This is a genomic window from Lelliottia nimipressuralis, from assembly GCF_004115925.1.
Classification (GTDB): domain Bacteria; phylum Pseudomonadota; class Gammaproteobacteria; order Enterobacterales; family Enterobacteriaceae; genus Enterobacter; species Enterobacter nimipressuralis.
In genome coordinates, this window is sequence record NZ_SDDX01000017.1 from 15,333 (window position 1) to 33,780 (window position 18,448).

At 56.4% G+C, this 18,448-nt stretch carries 17 protein-coding genes; 10 read left to right on the forward strand and 7 right to left on the reverse strand.

Annotated elements, in window-relative coordinates; all coding sequences use genetic code 11:
- The first annotated feature begins 202 nt into the window (after window positions 1–202).
- From typA to fabY, 5 genes are all read left to right on the forward strand, one after another.
- On the forward strand, window positions 203–2,026 hold the full coding sequence (gene typA / locus ETG88_RS13930; RefSeq protein WP_100778329.1) for a ribosome-dependent GTPase TypA: 1,824 nt from the start codon (window positions 203–205) through the stop codon (window positions 2,024–2,026).
- Window positions 2,027–2,192: 166 nt separating this feature from the next.
- Window positions 2,193–2,792 carry a glucose-1-phosphatase gene (yihX, locus tag ETG88_RS13935; protein ID WP_129035604.1) on the forward strand — a complete coding sequence of 200 codons (600 nt, stop codon included), beginning with the start codon at window positions 2,193–2,195 and terminating at the stop codon, window positions 2,790–2,792.
- Window positions 2,786–3,658 (forward strand): virulence factor BrkB family protein, encoded by an 873-nt coding sequence (locus tag ETG88_RS13940; RefSeq protein WP_100778331.1) that lies wholly within the window; start codon window positions 2,786–2,788, stop codon window positions 3,656–3,658. Before yihX ends, ETG88_RS13940 begins: the two co-directional genes overlap by 7 nt.
- On the forward strand, window positions 3,655–4,092 hold the full coding sequence (gene dtd, locus ETG88_RS13945; RefSeq protein ID WP_100778332.1) for a D-aminoacyl-tRNA deacylase: 438 nt from the start codon (window positions 3,655–3,657) through the stop codon (window positions 4,090–4,092). Before ETG88_RS13940 ends, dtd begins: the two co-directional genes overlap by 4 nt.
- 44 nt (window positions 4,093–4,136) lie before the next feature.
- On the forward strand, window positions 4,137–5,078 hold the full coding sequence (gene fabY, locus ETG88_RS13950) for a fatty acid biosynthesis protein FabY (RefSeq protein WP_157809219.1): 942 nt from the start codon (window positions 4,137–4,139) through the stop codon (window positions 5,076–5,078).
- A 3-nt stretch (window positions 5,079–5,081) separates the two neighbouring features.
- Here the strand turns inward: fabY and ETG88_RS13955 are convergent, their stop codons facing one another.
- From ETG88_RS13955 to fdnG, 5 genes are all read right to left on the reverse strand, one after another.
- Window positions 5,082–6,014, reverse strand: a complete 933-nt coding sequence (locus ETG88_RS13955; protein WP_129035605.1) for an alpha/beta hydrolase — start codon at window positions 6,012–6,014, stop codon at window positions 5,082–5,084.
- Between the two features lie 169 nt (window positions 6,015–6,183).
- Window positions 6,184–7,113, reverse strand: a complete 930-nt coding sequence (gene fdhE / locus ETG88_RS13960; protein ID WP_100778335.1) for a formate dehydrogenase accessory protein FdhE — start codon at window positions 7,111–7,113, stop codon at window positions 6,184–6,186.
- Entirely contained in the window at window positions 7,110–7,745 is a 636-nt protein-coding gene (gene fdoI, locus ETG88_RS13965) for a formate dehydrogenase cytochrome b556 subunit (protein ID WP_100778336.1), read from the reverse strand. The genes fdhE and fdoI overlap by 4 nt, the downstream gene beginning before the upstream one ends.
- The gene (gene fdxH / locus ETG88_RS13970) at window positions 7,742–8,644 is read right to left on the reverse strand and encodes a formate dehydrogenase subunit beta (protein WP_100778337.1); all 903 of its coding nucleotides are present in this window, start codon (window positions 8,642–8,644) and stop codon (window positions 7,742–7,744) included. Before fdxH ends, fdoI begins: the two co-directional genes overlap by 4 nt.
- A gap of 12 nt (window positions 8,645–8,656) precedes the next feature.
- On the reverse strand, window positions 8,657–11,707 hold the full coding sequence (fdnG, locus tag ETG88_RS13975) for a formate dehydrogenase-N subunit alpha (protein ID WP_100778338.1): 3,051 nt from the start codon (window positions 11,705–11,707) through the stop codon (window positions 8,657–8,659).
- A gap of 502 nt (window positions 11,708–12,209) precedes the next feature.
- Here fdnG and fdhD point away from each other — a divergent pair.
- Together fdhD and ETG88_RS13985 are read left to right on the forward strand one after the other, a co-directional pair.
- Window positions 12,210–13,046 carry a formate dehydrogenase accessory sulfurtransferase FdhD gene (gene fdhD / locus ETG88_RS13980; protein WP_102105695.1) on the forward strand — a complete coding sequence of 279 codons (837 nt, stop codon included), beginning with the start codon at window positions 12,210–12,212 and terminating at the stop codon, window positions 13,044–13,046.
- A 112-nt stretch (window positions 13,047–13,158) separates the two neighbouring features.
- Window positions 13,159–13,371, forward strand: coding sequence for a YdgH/BhsA/McbA family protein (locus ETG88_RS13985; protein ID WP_129035606.1), 213 nt, complete (start codon window positions 13,159–13,161; stop codon window positions 13,369–13,371).
- 158 nt (window positions 13,372–13,529) lie between these two features.
- Here ETG88_RS13985 and ETG88_RS13990 read toward each other — a convergent pair whose 3' ends face one another.
- The gene (locus ETG88_RS13990; protein WP_129035607.1) at window positions 13,530–13,853 is read right to left on the reverse strand and encodes an AzlD domain-containing protein; all 324 of its coding nucleotides are present in this window, start codon (window positions 13,851–13,853) and stop codon (window positions 13,530–13,532) included.
- Entirely contained in the window at window positions 13,853–14,512 is a 660-nt protein-coding gene (locus ETG88_RS13995) for an AzlC family ABC transporter permease (protein WP_107702601.1), read from the reverse strand. Before ETG88_RS13995 ends, ETG88_RS13990 begins: the two co-directional genes overlap by 1 nt.
- Before the next feature lie 102 nt (window positions 14,513–14,614).
- Here ETG88_RS13995 and ETG88_RS14000 point away from each other — a divergent pair, with 102 nt between their 5' ends.
- The 3 genes from ETG88_RS14000 to ETG88_RS14010 all read left to right on the forward strand — a co-directional run bounded on the left by ETG88_RS14000 (window position 14,615) and on the right by ETG88_RS14010 (window position 18,407).
- Entirely contained in the window at window positions 14,615–15,163 is a 549-nt protein-coding gene (locus ETG88_RS14000) for a helix-turn-helix domain-containing protein (RefSeq protein WP_100778343.1), read from the forward strand.
- A 20-nt stretch (window positions 15,164–15,183) separates the two neighbouring features.
- Window positions 15,184–16,179 (forward strand): LacI family DNA-binding transcriptional regulator, encoded by a 996-nt coding sequence (locus ETG88_RS14005; RefSeq protein WP_102105693.1) that lies wholly within the window; start codon window positions 15,184–15,186, stop codon window positions 16,177–16,179.
- A 104-nt stretch (window positions 16,180–16,283) separates the two neighbouring features.
- A complete protein-coding gene (locus tag ETG88_RS14010) occupies window positions 16,284–18,407 on the forward strand; it encodes an alpha-galactosidase (RefSeq protein WP_129035608.1) in 2,124 nt (707 codons plus the stop codon).
- The last annotated feature ends 41 nt before the right edge of the window (window positions 18,408–18,448 follow it).

Consider the following 18,448-nt stretch of genomic DNA (forward strand, 5'->3'; position numbering starts at 1 on the left):
TTGCACCAGTATAGTGCTTCAGTGTGAACATTGAGCACCATATTGGTGCAATTTCCGTTAAAGTGCACTTTTTACGCTGCGTGAAAGCGATCACAAAGCAACTCTGCGATACTTGTTTGCGGAGGATGTTTGTGATCCTGTTTAGTCCTGCGATTAATCCGTGTACAATAACGCGCTATTTCTAAATGCCTGAGGCAAAGTTGTGATCGAAAATCTGCGTAATATCGCCATCATCGCGCACGTTGACCATGGTAAAACTACCCTGGTTGACAAGCTGCTGCAGCAATCCGGTACCTTCAGTAATGAACGTGCTGAAGCCACCGAACGCGTGATGGACTCCAACGATTTGGAGAAAGAGCGTGGGATTACCATCCTCGCTAAAAACACCGCTATCAAATGGAATGACTACCGTATCAACATCGTTGATACCCCAGGCCACGCCGACTTCGGTGGTGAAGTTGAACGTGTAATGTCCATGGTAGACTCCGTTCTGCTGGTCGTTGACGCAATGGATGGCCCAATGCCGCAGACGCGCTTCGTAACCAAAAAGGCATTCGCCCATGGTTTGAAGCCAATCGTGGTTATCAACAAAGTTGACCGTCCTGGCGCGCGTCCTGACTGGGTTGTGGATCAGGTGTTTGACCTGTTCGTTAACCTCGACGCAAGCGACGAGCAACTCGATTTCCCAATCATCTATGCATCAGCACTGATGGGTATCGCGGGCAACGACCACACTGATATGGCGGAAGACATGACCCCGCTGTACCAGGCGATTGTTGACCACGTTAAAGCACCAAGCGTTGACCTCGATGGTCCGTTCCAGATGCAGATCTCCCAGCTGGATTACAACAACTACGTTGGCGTAATCGGCATCGGTCGCATCAAGCGCGGTAAAGTGAAGCCTAACCAGCAAGTCACTGTCATCGACAGCGAAGGTAAAACCCGCAACGGTAAAGTCGGCAAAGTTCTGACTCACCTCGGTCTGGAGCGTATTGAATCCACCGAAGCCGAAGCAGGCGACATCATCGCGATCACCGGTCTGGGCGAGCTGAACATCTCCGACACCCTTTGCGATCCGCAAAATGTTGAAGCACTGCCAGCGCTGTCTGTTGATGAACCGACTGTAACCATGTTCTTCAACGTCAACACCTCTCCGTTCTGTGGCAAAGAGGGTAAATACGTTACCTCTCGTCAGATCCTTGACCGCCTGAACAAAGAGCTGGTGCACAACGTTGCGCTGCGCGTTGAAGAAACCGAAGATGCGGACGCGTTCCGTGTATCCGGTCGTGGTGAGCTGCACCTGTCCGTTCTTATCGAAAACATGCGTCGTGAAGGCTTCGAACTGGCTGTGTCCCGTCCGAAAGTTATCAACCGTATGATCGATGGCCGTATGCAAGAGCCGTTCGAGAACGTGACGCTGGATATCGAAGAACAGCACCAGGGTTCTGTGATGCAGGCAATGGGCGAGCGTAAGGGCGATGTCAAAGACATGATCCCTGACGGCAAAGGCCGTATTCGTCTGGATTACCTGATCCCGGCACGTGGCCTGATCGGCTTCCGTACCGAGTTCATGACCATGACCTCCGGTACCGGTCTGCTGTACTCCACCTTCAGCCACTACGATGACGTTAAACCGGGTGAAATCGGCCAGCGCCAGAACGGCGTGCTGATCTCTAACGGCCAGGGTAAAGCAGTTGCGTTCGCACTGTTCAGCCTGCAGGACCGCGGTAAGCTGTTCCTGGGTCACGGTGCAGAAGTTTACGAAGGCCAGATCATCGGTATTCACAGTCGTTCTAACGACCTGACTGTAAACTGCCTGACCGGTAAGAAACTGACCAACATGCGTGCTTCCGGTACTGACGAAGCCACCACGCTGGTTCCAGCACAGAAAATGTCTCTTGAGCAGGCTCTGGAATTTATCGATGACGACGAACTGGTAGAAGTTACTCCTACCTCCGTACGTATCCGTAAACGTCACCTGACTGAGAACGACCGTAAACGTGCGGGCCGTGGCAGCAAAGACTAATACGACTCCTCTCTGAGGTACGTCGTGCGAAAAGCCGCTGAATATCAGCGGCTTTTTTATTGGAGTGAATTCCCTAACGCTCTCATGCGCTAAGCTGAATCTGACGCATAGCCAAAGCTTATCTTTCCCGCTACAGTTATTTCTCCACGGCGCGAAGGAGATAAACATGCTTTATATCTTTGACTTAGGAAATGTCATCGTCGATATCGATTTTAATCGAGTGCTGGGTGCATGGAGCGATTTTAGCCGTGTGCCGCTGGCGACCCTGAAACAGAATTTCACCATGGGAGAGGCGTTTCACCAGCATGAGCGGGGGGAAATCAGCGATGAAGCCTTCGCTGAAGCTATGTGTCACGAGATGGATCTGCCCTTGAGCTACGAGCAGTTCGCTCACGGCTGGCAGGCGGTATTTGTGGCACTTCGTCCGGAGGTCATCGACACCATGAACAAGCTTCGCGAACAGAGGCATCGCGTGGTCGTGCTGTCCAATACCAACCGTCTGCACACCACGTTCTGGCCTGGTGAGTATCCGCAAATCCAGTACGCTGCAGATAAAATTTACCTGTCTCAGGAGATGGGCATGCGCAAACCTGAGGCGCGAATTTATCAGGCCGTCTTGCAGGCAGAAGGATTCTCTGCCGCCGATACGGTCTTTTTTGACGATAACGCCGATAATATAGAGGGAGCTAACCAGTTGGGTATCACGTCGATCCTGGTCACCGGGAAAGAGACGATACCGAACTACTTTGCGAAGCAGTTATGTTAAAAACCGTTCATCAAAAAGCCACACACCATACGCGTCCGTTTCGGGCGTGGATCAAACTGCTCTGGCAGAGGATTGATGAGGACAACATGACCACGCTGGCGGGCAATCTCGCTTACGTGTCGTTGCTCTCATTGGTTCCGCTGGTGGCGGTGATTTTCGCGTTGTTCTCTGCGTTTCCGATGTTTGCCGATGTGAGTCTGCAGCTGCGCCACTTTGTGTTTGCTAACTTTATTCCCGCCACTGGGGACGTAATTCAGGGGTATATCGAGCAGTTCGTTGCCAACTCCAGCAAGATGACCGCCGTGGGCGCCTGCGGGCTGATCGTGACCGCACTGCTACTGATGTATGCCATCGATAGCGCGCTGAATACCATCTGGCACAGTAAGCGCGTGCGGCCAAAAGTTTATTCGTTTGCCGTCTACTGGATGATTCTGACGCTGGGGCCGCTGCTGGCCGGGGCCAGTCTGGCGATCAGCTCTTATCTTCTGTCATTACGCTGGGCGAGCGATTTAAACAGCGTCATCGACAATGTGTTACGCATCTTCCCGCTGATCCTCTCCTGGCTCTCATTCTGGCTGCTTTACAGCGTGGTGCCGACCACACAGGTGCCTAACCGGGACGCTATTGTTGGGGCGCTGGTGGCGGCAATCCTGTTCGAGCTTGGCAAAAAAGGGTTTGCGCTCTACATCACCATGTTCCCGTCGTATCAGCTGATTTATGGCGTGCTGGCGGTGATCCCGATTTTGTTTGTCTGGGTATACTGGACCTGGTGTATCGTCTTGCTAGGTGCCGAAATAACTGTCACTCTCGGTGAATACCGCAAACTCAAACAAGCCGCAGAACAAGAAGAAGCAGACCAACCATGATTGCATTGATTCAGCGCGTAACCCGTGCCAGCGTCACCGTGGAGGATGAGGTGACGGGTGAAATTGGCCCAGGACTTTTGGTGTTGTTAGGTGTCGAAAAGGATGACGACGAACAAAAAGCGAATCGTCTGTGTGAGCGCGTGCTCGGGTATCGCATTTTCGGCGATGCCGACGGGAAGATGAATCTGAACGTTCAGCAGGCGGGGGGTAGCGTGCTGGTGGTGTCTCAGTTTACCCTGGCCGCCGACACGGAACGCGGCATGCGTCCGGGTTTCTCCAGAGGTGCCGCGCCCGACCGTGCTGAAGCACTTTACGAATACTTTGTTGAACGGTGTCGTCAACAGGAAATGAATACGCAAACCGGACGATTCGCTGCAGATATGCAGGTGTCGCTGGTGAACGATGGCCCCGTCACATTCTGGCTCCAGGTATGAGCCAGCTGGCGGCATGGCCGCGGGTAACAAGAGAGAGTACAGCTATGTATCACCTTCGAGTACCGCAAACAGAAGAAGAATTAGAGGTTTACTACCATTTTCGCTGGGAAATGCTGCGTAAGCCGTTACATCAGCCGAAAGGCTCCGAGCGCGACGCCTGGGATGCGATGGCGCATCATCAGATGGTGGTCGACGAAGAGGGCAACCTGGTTGCCGTCGGGCGTTTGTATATCAATGCCGACAATGAAGCCTCAATCCGTTTTATGGCTGTGCATCCGTCCGTACAGGACAAAGGGCTTGGCACCCTGATGGCGATGACTCTTGAGTCCGTAGCCCGTCAGGAGGGCGTTAAACGCGTCACCTGTAGCGCCCGCGAAGACGCTGTGGAGTTTTTCTCCAAGCTGGGTTTCGTCAATGAAGGCGAAATCACCGCGCCGCAAACCACCCCGATTCGTCATTTTTTGATGATCAAACCCATCGCCACCCTTGATGATATTCTCCACCGCGCCGACTGGTGCGGGCAGCTGCAGCAGGCCTGGTATCAGCATATTCCGCTGAGCGAAAAGATGGGCGTGCGCATCCAGCAATACACCGGGCAAAAATTCATCACCACCATGCCGGAAATCGGCAATCAGAACCCGCACCATACCCTGTTCGCTGGCAGCCTGTTCTCGCTGGCCACCTTGACCGGCTGGGGGCTGATCTGGCTGATGCTGCGCGAAAGGCATCTTGGCGGCACCATTATTCTCGCCGATGCGCATATCCGCTACAGCAGCCCTATCAGTGGTAAACCGAGCGCAGTCGCGGACTTAGGCTCCCTCAGCGGTGACCTGGACCGTCTGGCGCGTGGCCGTAAAGCCCGCGTGCAGATGCAGGTCGAGCTGTTTGGCGATGAAGCGCCAGGCGCCATTTTCGAAGGCACCTATCTCGTGCTGCCAGCGAAACCATTTGGCCCTTACGAAGAGGGCGGGAACGAGGAGGAATAACCCTCATTCTTGCGACCTCTCCCGGCCTGGTGAGCTGACTCGCCAGGCCACATCCCGCATCACGTCTCGCGCTGACTGGCTAACTCCGCCTAACTGAAAGAAACCATGTATGACACCCGACCAGCGCTGACATGTACAGGTGACGCCCTGTTCCGTCATTCGCTGAAAGAGTGCTTCGCCTTCATCACAAAGCGGATCAAACTCGGCGGTGATGATATGCGTCTGGGGCAGCCCGTTAAGGTCGTCACGCCATAGCGGACTGGCTTCAGGATGAAGCCGGTCGGTTCCCGCAAGATATAGCTCATAGCCGCTAAGAAGCGTATCGCGGGTAATGACATAGTCCGCACCGTTGCGGATATAGCTTTCAAAATACGCCGTCGAGTCGAGCATGGGATAGATCAGAATTAACTGTGCCGGCTGCCATTCTTTTGCCGCCTTGAGTCGCAGCGCAGTCACCAGCGCCAGATGCCCTCCCGCGCTGTCACCGGCGAGGGTAATTTGATTTTTATCGATGCCAAACCGATCGGCATAGTGCCAGACCAGGCACGCGGCTTTTTCAGCATCGTCATGGGCGGCGGGGAAGGTGTGTTCCGAAGCCAGACGATACTGCACGGCAACGATCCGACAGCGGCTGTAGTAAGCCAACTGACGTAATTGGCCATCATGAGTCTCAAAGCCGCCGCTGATAAAGCATCCGCCGTGATAATAGACAACCGTCGGTAAAATCTCAGGGGCATTGAGCGGCGAATAAACCCTAAACCGCATCCCTTCAAGTTCGACAGACTCGACGTGAACGCGCGTTTCCGTTTCGCCTGCCAGCACCGTGCTCGCGACATACCCTGCACGCCGGTCATCAATATTCTGCTCTCGTGCAGAGGGGCGCCCGGCCGCGATAAACCCCTGAACCAGTTCAGCAATTCCTTTTTCCAGTGCCATAATTCTTCCCGGTTATCTGTATGGATATACAGCGTTATAGCCTGGTTTGATGCAAAAGAAAACGGGGGATTTTGGTGGGGGTTGGAATCTCGAACGCGGCTCGCAAAATGGAGCATGAAGGCAGTTGCAGGCCGGGCAACTTTGCGTTGCCCGGCACTGTTACAGAAAACTACTCCCCTTCACCCGGGAACAAGAACGGGTTGATTGAGCTGCGGGCGAAGCCCTCTTGCTCCATCCGCGCGTCGAGTACCAGCGTGGCGAGGTCGTCGGCGACGGCTTCCACTTTCGGGTCTTTTTCCTGATAGAGAATTTTCAGGTAGGTCCCGCAGTCACCGCAGCTTTCGGCTTTAACGGCCGCATTCTCGTTTTCCAGCGACCAGTAGTTCAGATCGCGGGTCTGCTCGCAGTTGCTGCATTTGATGCGCACCACGTGCCACTCAGTTTCACACAGGTTGCAGTGCAGATAACGCAAGCCTTGCGTGGTGCCGATTTGCACCATGCTGGTCACGGGCATCGAGCCACACACCGGGCAGAACTGACGGGCTTCACCGTATTCTGCACGCGCTTTACCCGGAATCAGGCTCGCCATTTGCGCCCAGTAGAGCGACAGGGCAGCCCAGATAAAGGGCGCTTTATCGCTACTGACCAGGGAAAAATCGGAGGCAAACAGCGCGCTCGCCATCTCTTCCAGCTCCAGATCGGAGGCTTTTTCCAGATTCTCGATCACCGCCAGTGCAGGGCCGCTCATCTCTGGTTTCAGCTCGGCAATCAGCGAGTGCAGCAGCTTTTGCCAGTGCTTGTCGCGCGGCAGAACGTGAATATCCAACGGCGGTTTGCCCTGCTCGTTGGCTTCTTTGATGCGCGCGGTGAGGTCCATTTGCAGCGGGTGGTCGTACAGCACCACTTCCTGCGCATGGGCGATCAGCGCGGCAAAGCGCAGAAATTCACCGAGCGGATTGTTCTCTGCCAGCTCGCGCAGACGCTCTGCGCGGCGGTTGTAGAGGTTCTTGAGTCTGGGGAATAACAACGGCGGAATGTACTCCGCCGTGCGTTTCTCGCTCGAACCCAGCTCATCTTGCGGGATTATGCGAATACTCATTCAGTTTTCTTTTCCGTTGTCTTGCGGACCTCACGGTACCAGCGCGGGTGATGTTTCTTCGCCCACGTACTGGTAACCCATCCTTCCACCATCGCGGTAATAGTGCCTTTCACCCATAGGGCGGCGTAGATATGCACCATGATAACCACAATTAACGCGACTGCGGCAAATGAATGCAGCATCAGCGCAAATCGGATCACCGGGATTGAGAACGCGGGCGCAAAATACGGACGCCAGATAATCACGCCGCTCACCAGCAACAGGACCAGGAAGATAATCGCCGCCCAGAATACGCATTTCTGGCCGAAGTTATAACGCCCGGTATCACCCACTTCCTCGTTGACGACGATCTTACGAATATTCTTCGCCCAAAAGATATCATCCCGATTGATTAGGTTATGGTGCCAGTAGCGGAAAAACATGATGATAAACGAGGCAAACATAATCACGCCGACAAACGGGTGCAGAATTCGCGCCAGCTGCGGTGTGCCCATGATTTGCATCAGCCAGTTGAAGGACGGGAAGAAAAATCCCAGCCCGCTTATCGCCGCCAGCATGAAGCAGAAGGCGGTGACCCAGTGGTTGATACGTTCCGGCGCTGTGTAGCGCACGATGGTGTCACGTCTTTTCATTTGCGCACCTCGTCTTTCTCTTCATGCAGATTGTCGTCTTCCTCTTCCGCGCGGTTCGGACCGACACCGACATAGTGGAAGATGCTGGCGGCAAAGGTTGCAGCGAAGCCAACGGCGGCCAGCGGTTTCCAGATGCCTTTCCAGAATTTAACGGTCGCGCTGATTTCCGGGTTCTCCGGCAGGCCGTGATACAGATTCGGCTTGTCGGCATGGTGCAGCACATACATGACGTGCGTACCGCCAACGCCCGCCGGATCGTACAGACCGGCGTTGTCGTAACCACGGGTTTTCAGCTCGGCGACACGCTCGCCCGCCAGCGTTTTCATATCCTCTTTGGAGCCAAAGTGAATGGCCCCCGTCGGACAGGTTTTCACGCAGGCCGGCTCCTGACCGACATTCACGCGGTCGACGCACAGCGTACATTTGTAGACGCGGTTGTCTTCCGGGTTCAGTCGCGGCACGTTGAACGGGCAGCCCGCAATGCAGTAGCCGCAGCCGATGCACTGTTCTGACTGGAAGTCGACGATGCCATTGGCATACTGAATGATAGCCCCTTCGGACGGACACGCCTTCAGGCAGCCCGGATCGGCGCAGTGCATGCAGCCATCCTTGCGGATCAGCCACTCCAGTTTGTCGTCCTGTTCCACTTCCGAGAAACGCATCACCGTCCAGGACTTGGCGGTCAAATCGGCGGGGTTGTCGTACACCCCGACGTTATGACCCACTTCGTCACGGATATCGTTCCACTCGGAACACGCCACCTGACAGGCTTTGCAGCCGATACAGGTGGTGACGTCAATGAGCTTCGCCACTTCCTGCTGGTGGTCCCGCGCCTGAGGCGCGGGCGTGAAGCCGTTAGTCGCGGAACGACGAATGATGTCTTGCGATTGATAAGCCATAAGTCGTCTCCGTTACACCTTTTCCACGTTTACCAGGAAGGCTTTGAACTCCGGCGTCTGCGTGTTCGCATCACCGACGAACGGTGTCAGGGTGTTGGCAATAAAGCCTTTCTTCGCCACGCCCTCGTAACCCCAGTGAATCGGGATGCCGATGGTATCCACCTGTTGCCCATGAACATTCAGCGTGCGAATACGTTTGGTCACCACCGCCTTGGCTTTGATGTAGCCACGGTTAGAGGAGACTTTCACCGTATCGCCGTGCGCGATGCCAAGCTTGTTCGCCAGCTTCTCACCGATCTCCACGAACTGTTCCGGCTGCGCGATGGCGTTAAGCAGCGCGTGTTTGGTCCAGTAGTGGAAGTGCTCGGTCAGACGGTACGTGGTGCCGACGTACGGGAACTTATCTTTTTTACCCAGCGCTTCAAAATCGCCTTTAAAGATACGGGCGGCCGGGTTTGAGATCACGTTCGGGTGCAGCGGGTTGGTTCCCAGCGGCGTTTCAAACGGCTCGTAGTGTTCCGGGAATGGACCCTCAGCCATTTTATCGATGGCAAACAGGCGGCCCATGCCTTCTGGCTGCATGATAAATGGCCCGACATCGCTGCCCGGTGCGGCGGCGCTGTAGTCCGGAATATCCACGCCGCCCCATTTCGCGCCGTCCCACTTCAGGAGCTGGCGTTTTGGATCCCACGGTTTACCCTGCGGGTCTGCGGAAGCACGGTTATACAGAATGCGGCGGTTGAGCGGCCACGCCCACGCCCAGCCCAGCGTATTGCCGAGGCCCGACGGATCGGCGTTGTCGCGGTTCGCCATCTGGTTGCCCTTCGGCGTCCAGCTTCCGGCGAAAATCCAGCAGCCACTGGCGGTTGAGCCGTCGTCGCGCAGATGCGCAAAGGTGCTCAGCTGATCGCCTTTCTTCGCAAGCACAGTGCCGGTGGCCGGATCAACCACATCCGCCAGCGCTTTACCGTTACTCTCCATCGCCACCTCTTCAGGGGCAGGATTTTCAGGCGTTGAATAGTTCCAGGTCATGTTCAGAACCTGCTCTGGAGTCGCGCCGCCTTCGGCTTCGTACATCTTGCGCATGCGCAGGAAGATACCGGCCAGAATCTCGCCGTCATTCATGGCGATGCCCGGGGCGTCCGCACCTTTCCAGTGCCACTGCAGCCAGCGACCAGAGTTAACGATAGAACCGTTCTCTTCGGCGAAGCAGGTGGATGGCAGGCGGAACACTTCCGTCTGAATTTTCGCTGGATCGACGTCGTTCGATTCACCGTGGTTCTGCCAGAAGGTCGAGGTTTCGGTATTGAGCGGATCAATCGTCACCAGGAATTTCAGTTTCGACAGCGACTCCACCACCTTGTTCTTATTCGGGAACGAGGCGACCGGGTTAAAGCCCTGGCACAGATAGCCGTTCACTTTGCCCTGGTGCATCATGTCGAAATACTGCAGAACGTCGTAACCCTTGTCCCACTTCGGCAGCCAGTCAAAGCCCCAGCTGTTTTCTGCTGTCGCTTTATCGCCGTAGAAGGCTTTCATCATCGAGACGAAGAATTTCGGGTAGTTGCCCCAGTAGTTCACCTGGCCTTCCAGCAGTGGTTTCGGCGTGTTGGCGGTCAGATAGGTCTGGAGGTCGGTCTGTTTTTCGCTTGGCAGCGTCATGTAGCCCGGCAGGCTCTGCGACAGCAGGCCCAGGTCCGTCAGCCCCTGAATGTTTGAGTGACCGCGCAGGGCGTTCACGCCGCCGCCTGCCATCCCCATATTACCGAGCAGCAGCTGAACCATCGCCATGGTGCGGATGTTCTGCGCCCCGATGGAGTGCTGCGTCCAGCCCAGCGCGTAAAGGAACGACGCGGTTTTATCGTGAGCACTGGTTTCGGCGATGTACTCGCAGACTTTCAGGAAGTCAGCTTTCGGCGTGCCGCAGATGTTTTCGACCACGTCTGGCGTATAGCGGGAAACGTGCGTTTTCAGCAGGTTCCACACGCAGCGCGGGTGGGTAAGGGTGGTATCGCGTTTCGCAAAGCCGTTTTCGTCCAGCTCGTAGTTCCAGCTGGTTTTGTCGTATTTGCGTTTTTCGGCGTCGTAACCGCTGAACAGACCGTCTTCGAAGCTATAGTCCTCACGCACGATCAGGCTGGCGTTGGTGTAAGCCTCGGTATATTCACGGTTATATTTTTCGTTAGTCATCAGGTACAGCAATACGCCTGACAGGAAAGTAATGTCAGTACCTGAGCGAATAGGGGTGTAGAAATCCGCCACTGACGCTGTACGCGTAAAGCGGGGATCGATCACAATCAGTTTCGCGCCATTGTGGATTTTGGCTTCCATCGCCCAGCGGAATCCCACCGGATGCGCTTCTGCCGCGTTCCCACCCATCACAATGATGAGGTTAGCGTTTTTGATGTCGACCCAGTGGTTGGTCATCGCACCGCGACCAAATGTTGGAGCAAGACTTGCTACCGTTGGTCCGTGTCAGACACGCGCCTGGTTGTCGACCGCGAGCATACCGAGTGCGCGCGTAAATTTCTGGGTTAAATACCCGGTTTCATTGCTGGATGCGGAGGCACAAAGCATGCCCGTGGAGAGCCAGCGGTTAACGGTGACGCCATCGGCATTCTGCGCGATAAAGTTCGCATCACGGTCTTCTTTCATCAGTTTGGCGATACGGTCAAATGCCGTTTCCCAGCTGATTTGCTGCCATTTATCGGAGCCAGGGGCGCGATATTCCGGGAATTTGAGGCGGCTTTCGGAGTGGATAAAGTCCACCAGACCGGCCCCTTTCGGGCACAGCGCACCACGGTTGACCGGATGATCCGGGTCACCTTCGATATGGAAGATGGATGCTTTAGCGTTTTTCGCGCCGTCGCCGAGGCTATACATTAACAGCCCACAACCGACAGAGCAGTACGTACAGGTATTACGGGTTTCACGGGTGCGCAGCAGTTTGTACTGCCGCGTTTCCGCCAGCGCTACACCAGGGGCAAAGCCCAGCGCCGCTGCCGTCGTGCCTGCCATACCGCCAGCGCAGATCTTAAAGAACTGCCTTCTGCTGACCTGCATGGGTCACTCCTTGTTTACGACATTGCTCCCTCTTCATATTTCGCGCTGCAGGTGCGTTGGCTGCGTTCTCTTACTCAGCCGCTTACGTAGGTAAGCGTCTGGGGATTCGCTCAATTGCCGCCTTCCAGCAACACGAACTATTTAGGGAGGTTATTGTTTTTGCGCATGATTGCAAAACAACCATAACGCTTAAAATTTGATGTATTCCCTCAATTCCACGAGGGATATGATTTCAGAATACCACAATGTCGGTAAGCCTGTTCCGGTGCGGTTAATACAAAGTGAACGTATTATCACTCTGATGATTATAAAGTGTGACATTGATCACATTGTGACCCTGGCTTGTTAAAGGCGTGTATCAGCGCGTCTGTTGTGCCACTCCCAAATGAGTAGGTAAACTTGTGGAGTATGGCTGCCGAAAAGTTGATCCATACTATGCGCACGGCCTGCGGTTTATGATGCAATAGCAGGCTCACCTTTGTGGTTGCTCAGGAATACCGTTGTGTCAAAACAGAATCGTGATACCCATTCGTCTCCCTTGCCTGCGGGCGTGGTGGAGCAAGTGGTACACAGACCCCCTCACATTACCCACGGAATCCCCGATTTTCTGGCGGAAGAAGTGCCTGTTGCCCTGGTCTACAACGGTATCTCCCACGTCGTGATGATGGCCTCGCCCAAAGATCTTGAGCTGTTCGCGATCGGTTTTTCGCTTTCGGAAGGCATTATCGAACACCCGCAGGAGATCTTCGGCATGGATGTCGTTCAGGTCTGTAACGGCCTGGAAGTGCAAATCGAACTCTCCAGCCGTCGTTTTATGGGGCTGAAAGAGCGCCGACGCGCGCTGGCCGGGCGCACAGGCTGCGGCGTATGTGGCGTCGAGCAACTGAACGATATCGGTAAGCCGATTGTCCCGCTGCCGTTTACCCAGACCTTCAATCTTAAACATCTCGATCACGCCCTGGAGCATCTCAACGACGTCCAGCCGATAGGGCAACTGAGCGGTTGTACGCACGCGGCCGCATGGGTTCTTCCGTCGGGGAATATTGCAGGCGGTCATGAGGATGTTGGGCGTCACGTCGCGCTGGATAAACTGCTGGGACGTCGCGCCGGAGAAAGCGAAACCTGGCTGCAGGGTGCGGCGCTGGTATCGAGCCGGGCGAGCTATGAGATGGTGCAAAAGGCGGCCATGTGTGGCGTCGAAATTCTGTTTGCCGTCTCGGCGGCGACCACCCTGGCGGTGGAGGTGGCACAGCGCTGCAACCTGACGCTGGTGGGGTTCTGCAAACCGGGTCGCGTCACCATTTATACGCATCCGCAGCGCTTAATTATTGATCAGTAAATTTGAAAGACTTTAGCAAATCCTTCCGCTTTTAGTTGTTGATGATGAGGCCTATTATTATCACATCAAGGCACAACGCCTTATCTAAACAACTTACTGAAGGATTTACATCATGAAAAACATCAAAACTTTTGTTGCAGTTATCGCTCTTGCCGCTTCTTTCGGTTCTTTCGCAGCTCAGACCGTAACCGCAACCGCCTCGACCATTGACGGCGCAGAAGCGAAAATTGCCGCTCAGGCAGAACAGACCGGTGCTGCTTCTTACACCATTACCCAGGCTTTCTCAGGTAACCGTGTTCACATGACCGCTGAACTGAACAAATAAGAGCATAGCCACTGTCCCCTGCTCATCCGGGCAGGGACAGGTTTTCCCCTCTCCGCAGTAACGCCATCCCCCCTCGTAGCCCATCTTTTCCGCTCAACAGAACGCTAAAAATGACGCGATCTTGTCGACTCGCGTGCCATGAGAGCGAATCTCTTTCATCAATGCAAACCGGCCACGCGCAACAGCGCCGTCACGACTGCAGCGGAGATAATCACGACGATCAGCGGCACTTTACGCCACGCCAGGAACACGGCGAAGGCCACGCCTAAGACTCGCGCCATGCCGGCAAAGTGTTCTCCTTCGTAGAAGGTGGTCGCCAGTGCCACGGAAAAGAGCAGCACCGTTGCCGCATCCGACAGCAGCGCTTGCGAGCGCTCGGACAGCGCCAGGCGGTTGCCAAGCTTTGCACCACCGAGGCGCATCAGATAGGTTCCCGCCGATAAAATCGCAATGCCGAGAATAAAGAAGGTCATGTTGTCCATTATTTTTTCCTCGCCGCCAGACCCAGTAACGACAGCAGCACCGGCAAACCGACCGGCGCGAATGGCACTGCGGCCAGCGACAGCGCTGCGCCGCTGCAGGCGCGGATCAGCGTGGTGCGGTTTTTAAAGGCCGGGACGACTAACGCCAGCAAAATCGCCGGGAATACGGCGTCGAGACCGATGGTTTCCGGCGCAGGCAGCAGCTTGCCGACCATCGCCCCCAGCAGTGTCCCCAGCGGCCAGATGATCGCTACGCCTAGCCCGCACAGCCAGTAGGCGGCTTTGCGCTGCTCGGGGGTTTTTTGTGACAGACCAAACACCACGCTTTCGTCGTTCATGATGTGGCAGCCGAGGAAGCTCAGGCCGCGCTTACCTACCAGCTCGCGCACCGTGACGCCAAACGGAACGTGGCGGGCATTCACCAGCAAACCCGCCGCCGCCGCCGCAAGCGGATTACCGCCGCTGGCCACGATGCCGATAAACATGAATTCCGACGCGCCCGCGAGCACGGTAATGGAGAGCACAAACGGCACCCACACCGGGAAGCCGTAAGCCATCGCCAGCGAGCCGTAGGACATGCCGACGACTCCCACGGCGAGACACACCAGAACGATCGCTTTGACCGTGTCACCTTTCAGACAGGAGAGAGAGTTCTTCATACATTTTTAGCCATATCGAACGAGTATCCATTATAATGAACGCATCAATATCGTTTTTCAAGATGAACGATTCGTTCGATTTATAGAACAAGAGGCCGTTTTATGACGCAGCCAATCAGTGTGATCGCGAAAAGCCTGGTGCGGGAGCGCCTGCGAACCGGGCTGTCGCTGGCAGAAATCGCACGCCGCGCCGGGATTGCTAAATCCACCCTTTCGCAGCTGGAATCCGGGAATGGCAATCCCAGCCTGGAAACGCTCTGGTCGCTGTGCGTGGCGCTGGGGATCCCGTTTGCGCGCCTGTTAGAGCCGCAGCAGCCCACCACTCAGGTGATCCGCCGGGGTGAGGGGACCAAAGTGATTGCCGAGCAGGCGAACTATCAGGCGATTTTACTGGCGGCCTGCCCGCCGGGCGCACGCCGCGATGTCTATCTGCTGATGACCCAGCCGGGTGCAGACCGCATTTCGCAGCCGCATCCGCCGGGTTCCGTAGAGCACATTATCGTCACCCAGGGGCGGGCGCTGATCGGTCTCACTGACGCTCCGGAAGAGCTGGGCGAGGGTGATTACATTTGCTATCCCGCCGATCAACCGCATATCTTCAAGGCGCTGGAACCGGATACCCACGCGCTTTTGGTGGCGGAACAAAACTAACCTCTCGGACACGGAAAATCATGTCGCTCAAAGCCATTGCCAAAGAACTGGGGCTGTCTGTTACGACGGTCAGCCGCGCCCTCAACGGATATGACGACGTTTCTCGCGAAACCCGTGCGCGGGTGGAAGCCGAAGCGCAGCGCCGTGGCTATCGGCCAAACACCTTTGCCCGCCGCCTGAAGATGGGCAAAATCGACGCCGTCGGGCTGGTGTTTCCCGTGCATCCGGTTCCGCTCAATAACAGCGTTTTTATGGACATGGTCGGCGAAATTAGCCACGAACTGGCGCGACATGAGATTGATTTACTGCTGATCGCCGACGATGATCTCGCCGATAAACACAGCTACATGCGCATGGTGCAAAGCCGCCGTGTGGATGCGCTGATTGTCGCGCATACCCTCGATCAGGACCCGCGTCTTGCGCAGCTTCAGGACGCCGGTTTTCCGTTCCTCGCCCTGGGCCGCAGCCAGTTGCCAAAACCCTACGCATGGTTTGATTTTGATAACTATGCCGGGACCTATCGTGCCACGCGCTGGCTGATCGACAAGGGCCATCAGCGCATCGCCCTGCTGGGCGAAAGTAATAATCAGGCGTTTATCACCCAGCGCCGTCTCGGGTATCTCGACGCCCTGCGCGAAGCGGGGTTATCCAGCGAATGGCTGCGCGCGATGCCGCCATCACGCCGCGCGGGCTATACCACGACGCTTGAACTGCTTGCACTGCCAAACCCGCCGACGGCGATTGTGACTGACTGCAACACCCACGGCGACGGCGCGGCAATGGCGCTGGCGCAGCAGGGGCGGCTGACAGGCAGCGACCCGGTTTCGCTGGTGGTGTATGACGGTCTGCCGCAGGACAGCATTGTCGACGCCGACGTAGCAGCGGTGATCCAGTCCACCCGCGAGGGCGTGGGCAAGCAGATCGCCGACATGGTGCGCCAGCTCATCAATGGCGATGATCTCTCCCGCCTTCAGGTGCTCTGGCAGCCTGAATTTTCACCGGGCCAGACGGCCTAAATCATCGCAAAACTCTAAAGTCGATCACAGATCCGAAACGTTTGGGTTGGTATCCGAAACGGTTCGGATCAACACTCAGGACATCCGATGACAGGAGATGTCCGATGCAAAATTCCATTTTACGACTCGAAAGCACGACGGTAGACGTGGTGATCAAAACGCACCCGTTCGCCGAAATTGTCTACTGGGGGCCACACCTTCACCACTTTTCGCCGCAGGATGCGCAAAGTCTGGTTCGCCCGGTGGCTAACGGCAGGCTGGACGTGGATACCCCGGTGACGCTGATGGCCGAGCTGGGCCACGGTCTGTTTGGGGCGCCGGGCATTGAAGGCCACCGCCAGGGGCTGGATGGGTCTCCGGTGTTCAGGACCGTTGCCGTCGAACAGCAGCGTCAAAGCCTGACGATTACCGCAGAAGATGCGCACGCCGGGCTGCGGCTGACAAGCGAACTCGTCCTCGATGAGAGCTGTGTGCTGGTGGTAAGGCACGGTCTGACCAATCTGCGGGCGCAGCCGTGGCAGGTGGATCGGCTGGCCGTGACGCTGCCGGTCTCGGAGCGCGCGAAAGAGGTGATGGCTTTCCATGGTCGCTGGATACGCGAATTCCAGCCGCATCGCCTGACCCTTGAGCACGACAGTTTTGTGATTGAAAACCGGCGCGGGCGCACCTCCCACGAACATTTCCCGGCGCTGATGACCGGCACACCTGCGTTCAGTGAAATGCAGGGCGATGTGTGGGGCATGCACCTCGGCTGGAGCGGCAACCACCGCCTGCGTGCTGAAGTGAAAACCGATGGCCGCCGCTACGTGCAGGCCGAAGCGCTCTATCTGCCGGGCGAAATGGCGATTGCCGAGGGCGAAACCCTCTGGACGCCGAAATTGTACGCCAGCTACTCCGCGCAGGGGCTGAACGGGATGAGTCAGCAGTTCCACCGCTATCTGCGCGAGAACATCATTCGCTTCCCGCAAAAAAAGCCGCGACCGGTGCACCTCAATACCTGGGAAGGGATCTATTTCAACCACGATCCGGACTACATCATGCGGATGGCCGACGAAGCGGCGGCGCTGGGCGTGGAGCGCTTCATCATCGATGACGGCTGGTTTAAGGGGCGCAACGACGACCACGCCGCCCTGGGTGACTGGACTCTCGACGAGAAAAAATACCCCAACGGCCTGATGCCGGTGATCAATCATGTCAAAAATCTCGGCATGGAATTTGGTATTTGGGTGGAGCCGGAAATGATTAACCCCGATTCCGATCTTTACCGCGCGCATCCCGACTGGGTGCTGGCGCTGCCGGGCTACCCGCAGGCGACGGGGCGACACCAGCTGGTGCTGAATCTGAATATTCCTGAAGCTTTTGAGTATTTGCTGGAACGCATGAGCTGGCTGCTGGGCGAACATCCGGTGGACTACGTGAAGTGGGACATGAACCGCGAGCTGGTGCAGCCGGGCCATCTCGGTAAGGCCGCTGCCGACGCGCAAACGCGCCACTATTATCGCCTGCTTGAGACACTCGGCCAGCGCTTCCCGCACGTGGAATTTGAATCCTGTTCGTCCGGCGGCGGACGCATTGATTACGAAGTCCTGACCCGTTGCCACCGCTTCTGGGCATCCGATAACAACGATGCGCTTGAGCGCAACACCATCCAGCGTGGAATGAGCTACTTCTTCCCGCCGGAGGTGATGGGCGCACATATCGGTCATCATAAATGCCACGCCACGTTCCGCCAGCACAGCATCGAGTTTCGCGGGCTGACCGCGCTGTTTGGGCACATGGGGCTTGAGCTGGACCCGCTCACCGTCGATGAGAACGAACGTGAAGGCTACCGCCGTTACGCCGCGCTGCATAAGCAATGGCGCGATGTGATTCACCACGGTACCCAGTGGCGCGTGGATATGCCGGACGTCACGACCCAGGTGCAGGGTATAGTGAGCGAAGACCAACGGCAGGGGCTGTTTATTGTCAGCCAGCTGGCGATGCCGGATTACACCCTGATGATGCCGCTGCGCATGCCGGGGCTTGCAGCGAACGCGCAGTACCGTATCACCCTGCTCGATCATCCGAATATCCGCCTCACCGGCGAAGGGGGCCACACCATGCGCAAACTCCCGGCATGGATGGAAGCGCCACAAACGGTGAGCGGAGAATGGCTGATGCAGGCGGGACTGGTCTTGCCGATTCTGGACCCGGAAACCGCCATTCTGATTGGCGTTGAACGCGTGTAAGGGTGATGGGCCGGGCGACCGGCCCTGAGTTGAGGATAAAA

Bases quoted from the DNA above. Each gene is read 5' to 3' on its own strand.
- ETG88_RS14010 (WP_129035608.1), top strand. From the start codon at position 16,284: ATGCAAAATTCCATTTTACGACTCGAAAGCACGACGGTAGACGTGGTG.
- ETG88_RS13990 (WP_129035607.1), bottom strand. From the start codon at position 13,853: ATGGACAACATGACCTTCTTTATTCTCGGCATTGCGATTTTATCGGCG.
- ETG88_RS14005 (WP_102105693.1), top strand. From the start codon at position 15,184: ATGTCGCTCAAAGCCATTGCCAAAGAACTGGGGCTGTCTGTTACGACG.
- fabY (WP_157809219.1), top strand. From the start codon at position 4,137: ATGTATCACCTTCGAGTACCGCAAACAGAAGAAGAATTAGAGGTTTAC.
- ETG88_RS13940 (WP_100778331.1), top strand. From the start codon at position 2,786: ATGTTAAAAACCGTTCATCAAAAAGCCACACACCATACGCGTCCGTTT.
- yihX (WP_129035604.1), top strand. From the start codon at position 2,193: ATGCTTTATATCTTTGACTTAGGAAATGTCATCGTCGATATCGATTTT.
- fdhE (WP_100778335.1), bottom strand. From the start codon at position 7,113: ATGAGTATTCGCATAATCCCGCAAGATGAGCTGGGTTCGAGCGAGAAA.
- fdxH (WP_100778337.1), bottom strand. From the start codon at position 8,644: ATGGCTTATCAATCGCAAGACATCATTCGTCGTTCCGCGACTAACGGC.
- fdoI (WP_100778336.1), bottom strand. From the start codon at position 7,745: ATGAAAAGACGTGACACCATCGTGCGCTACACAGCGCCGGAACGTATC.
- ETG88_RS13955 (WP_129035605.1), bottom strand. From the start codon at position 6,014: ATGGCACTGGAAAAAGGAATTGCTGAACTGGTTCAGGGGTTTATCGCG.
- ETG88_RS13995 (WP_107702601.1), bottom strand. From the start codon at position 14,512: ATGAAGAACTCTCTCTCCTGTCTGAAAGGTGACACGGTCAAAGCGATC.
- ETG88_RS14000 (WP_100778343.1), top strand. From the start codon at position 14,615: ATGACGCAGCCAATCAGTGTGATCGCGAAAAGCCTGGTGCGGGAGCGC.
- ETG88_RS13985 (WP_129035606.1), top strand. From the start codon at position 13,159: ATGAAAAACATCAAAACTTTTGTTGCAGTTATCGCTCTTGCCGCTTCT.
- dtd (WP_100778332.1), top strand. From the start codon at position 3,655: ATGATTGCATTGATTCAGCGCGTAACCCGTGCCAGCGTCACCGTGGAG.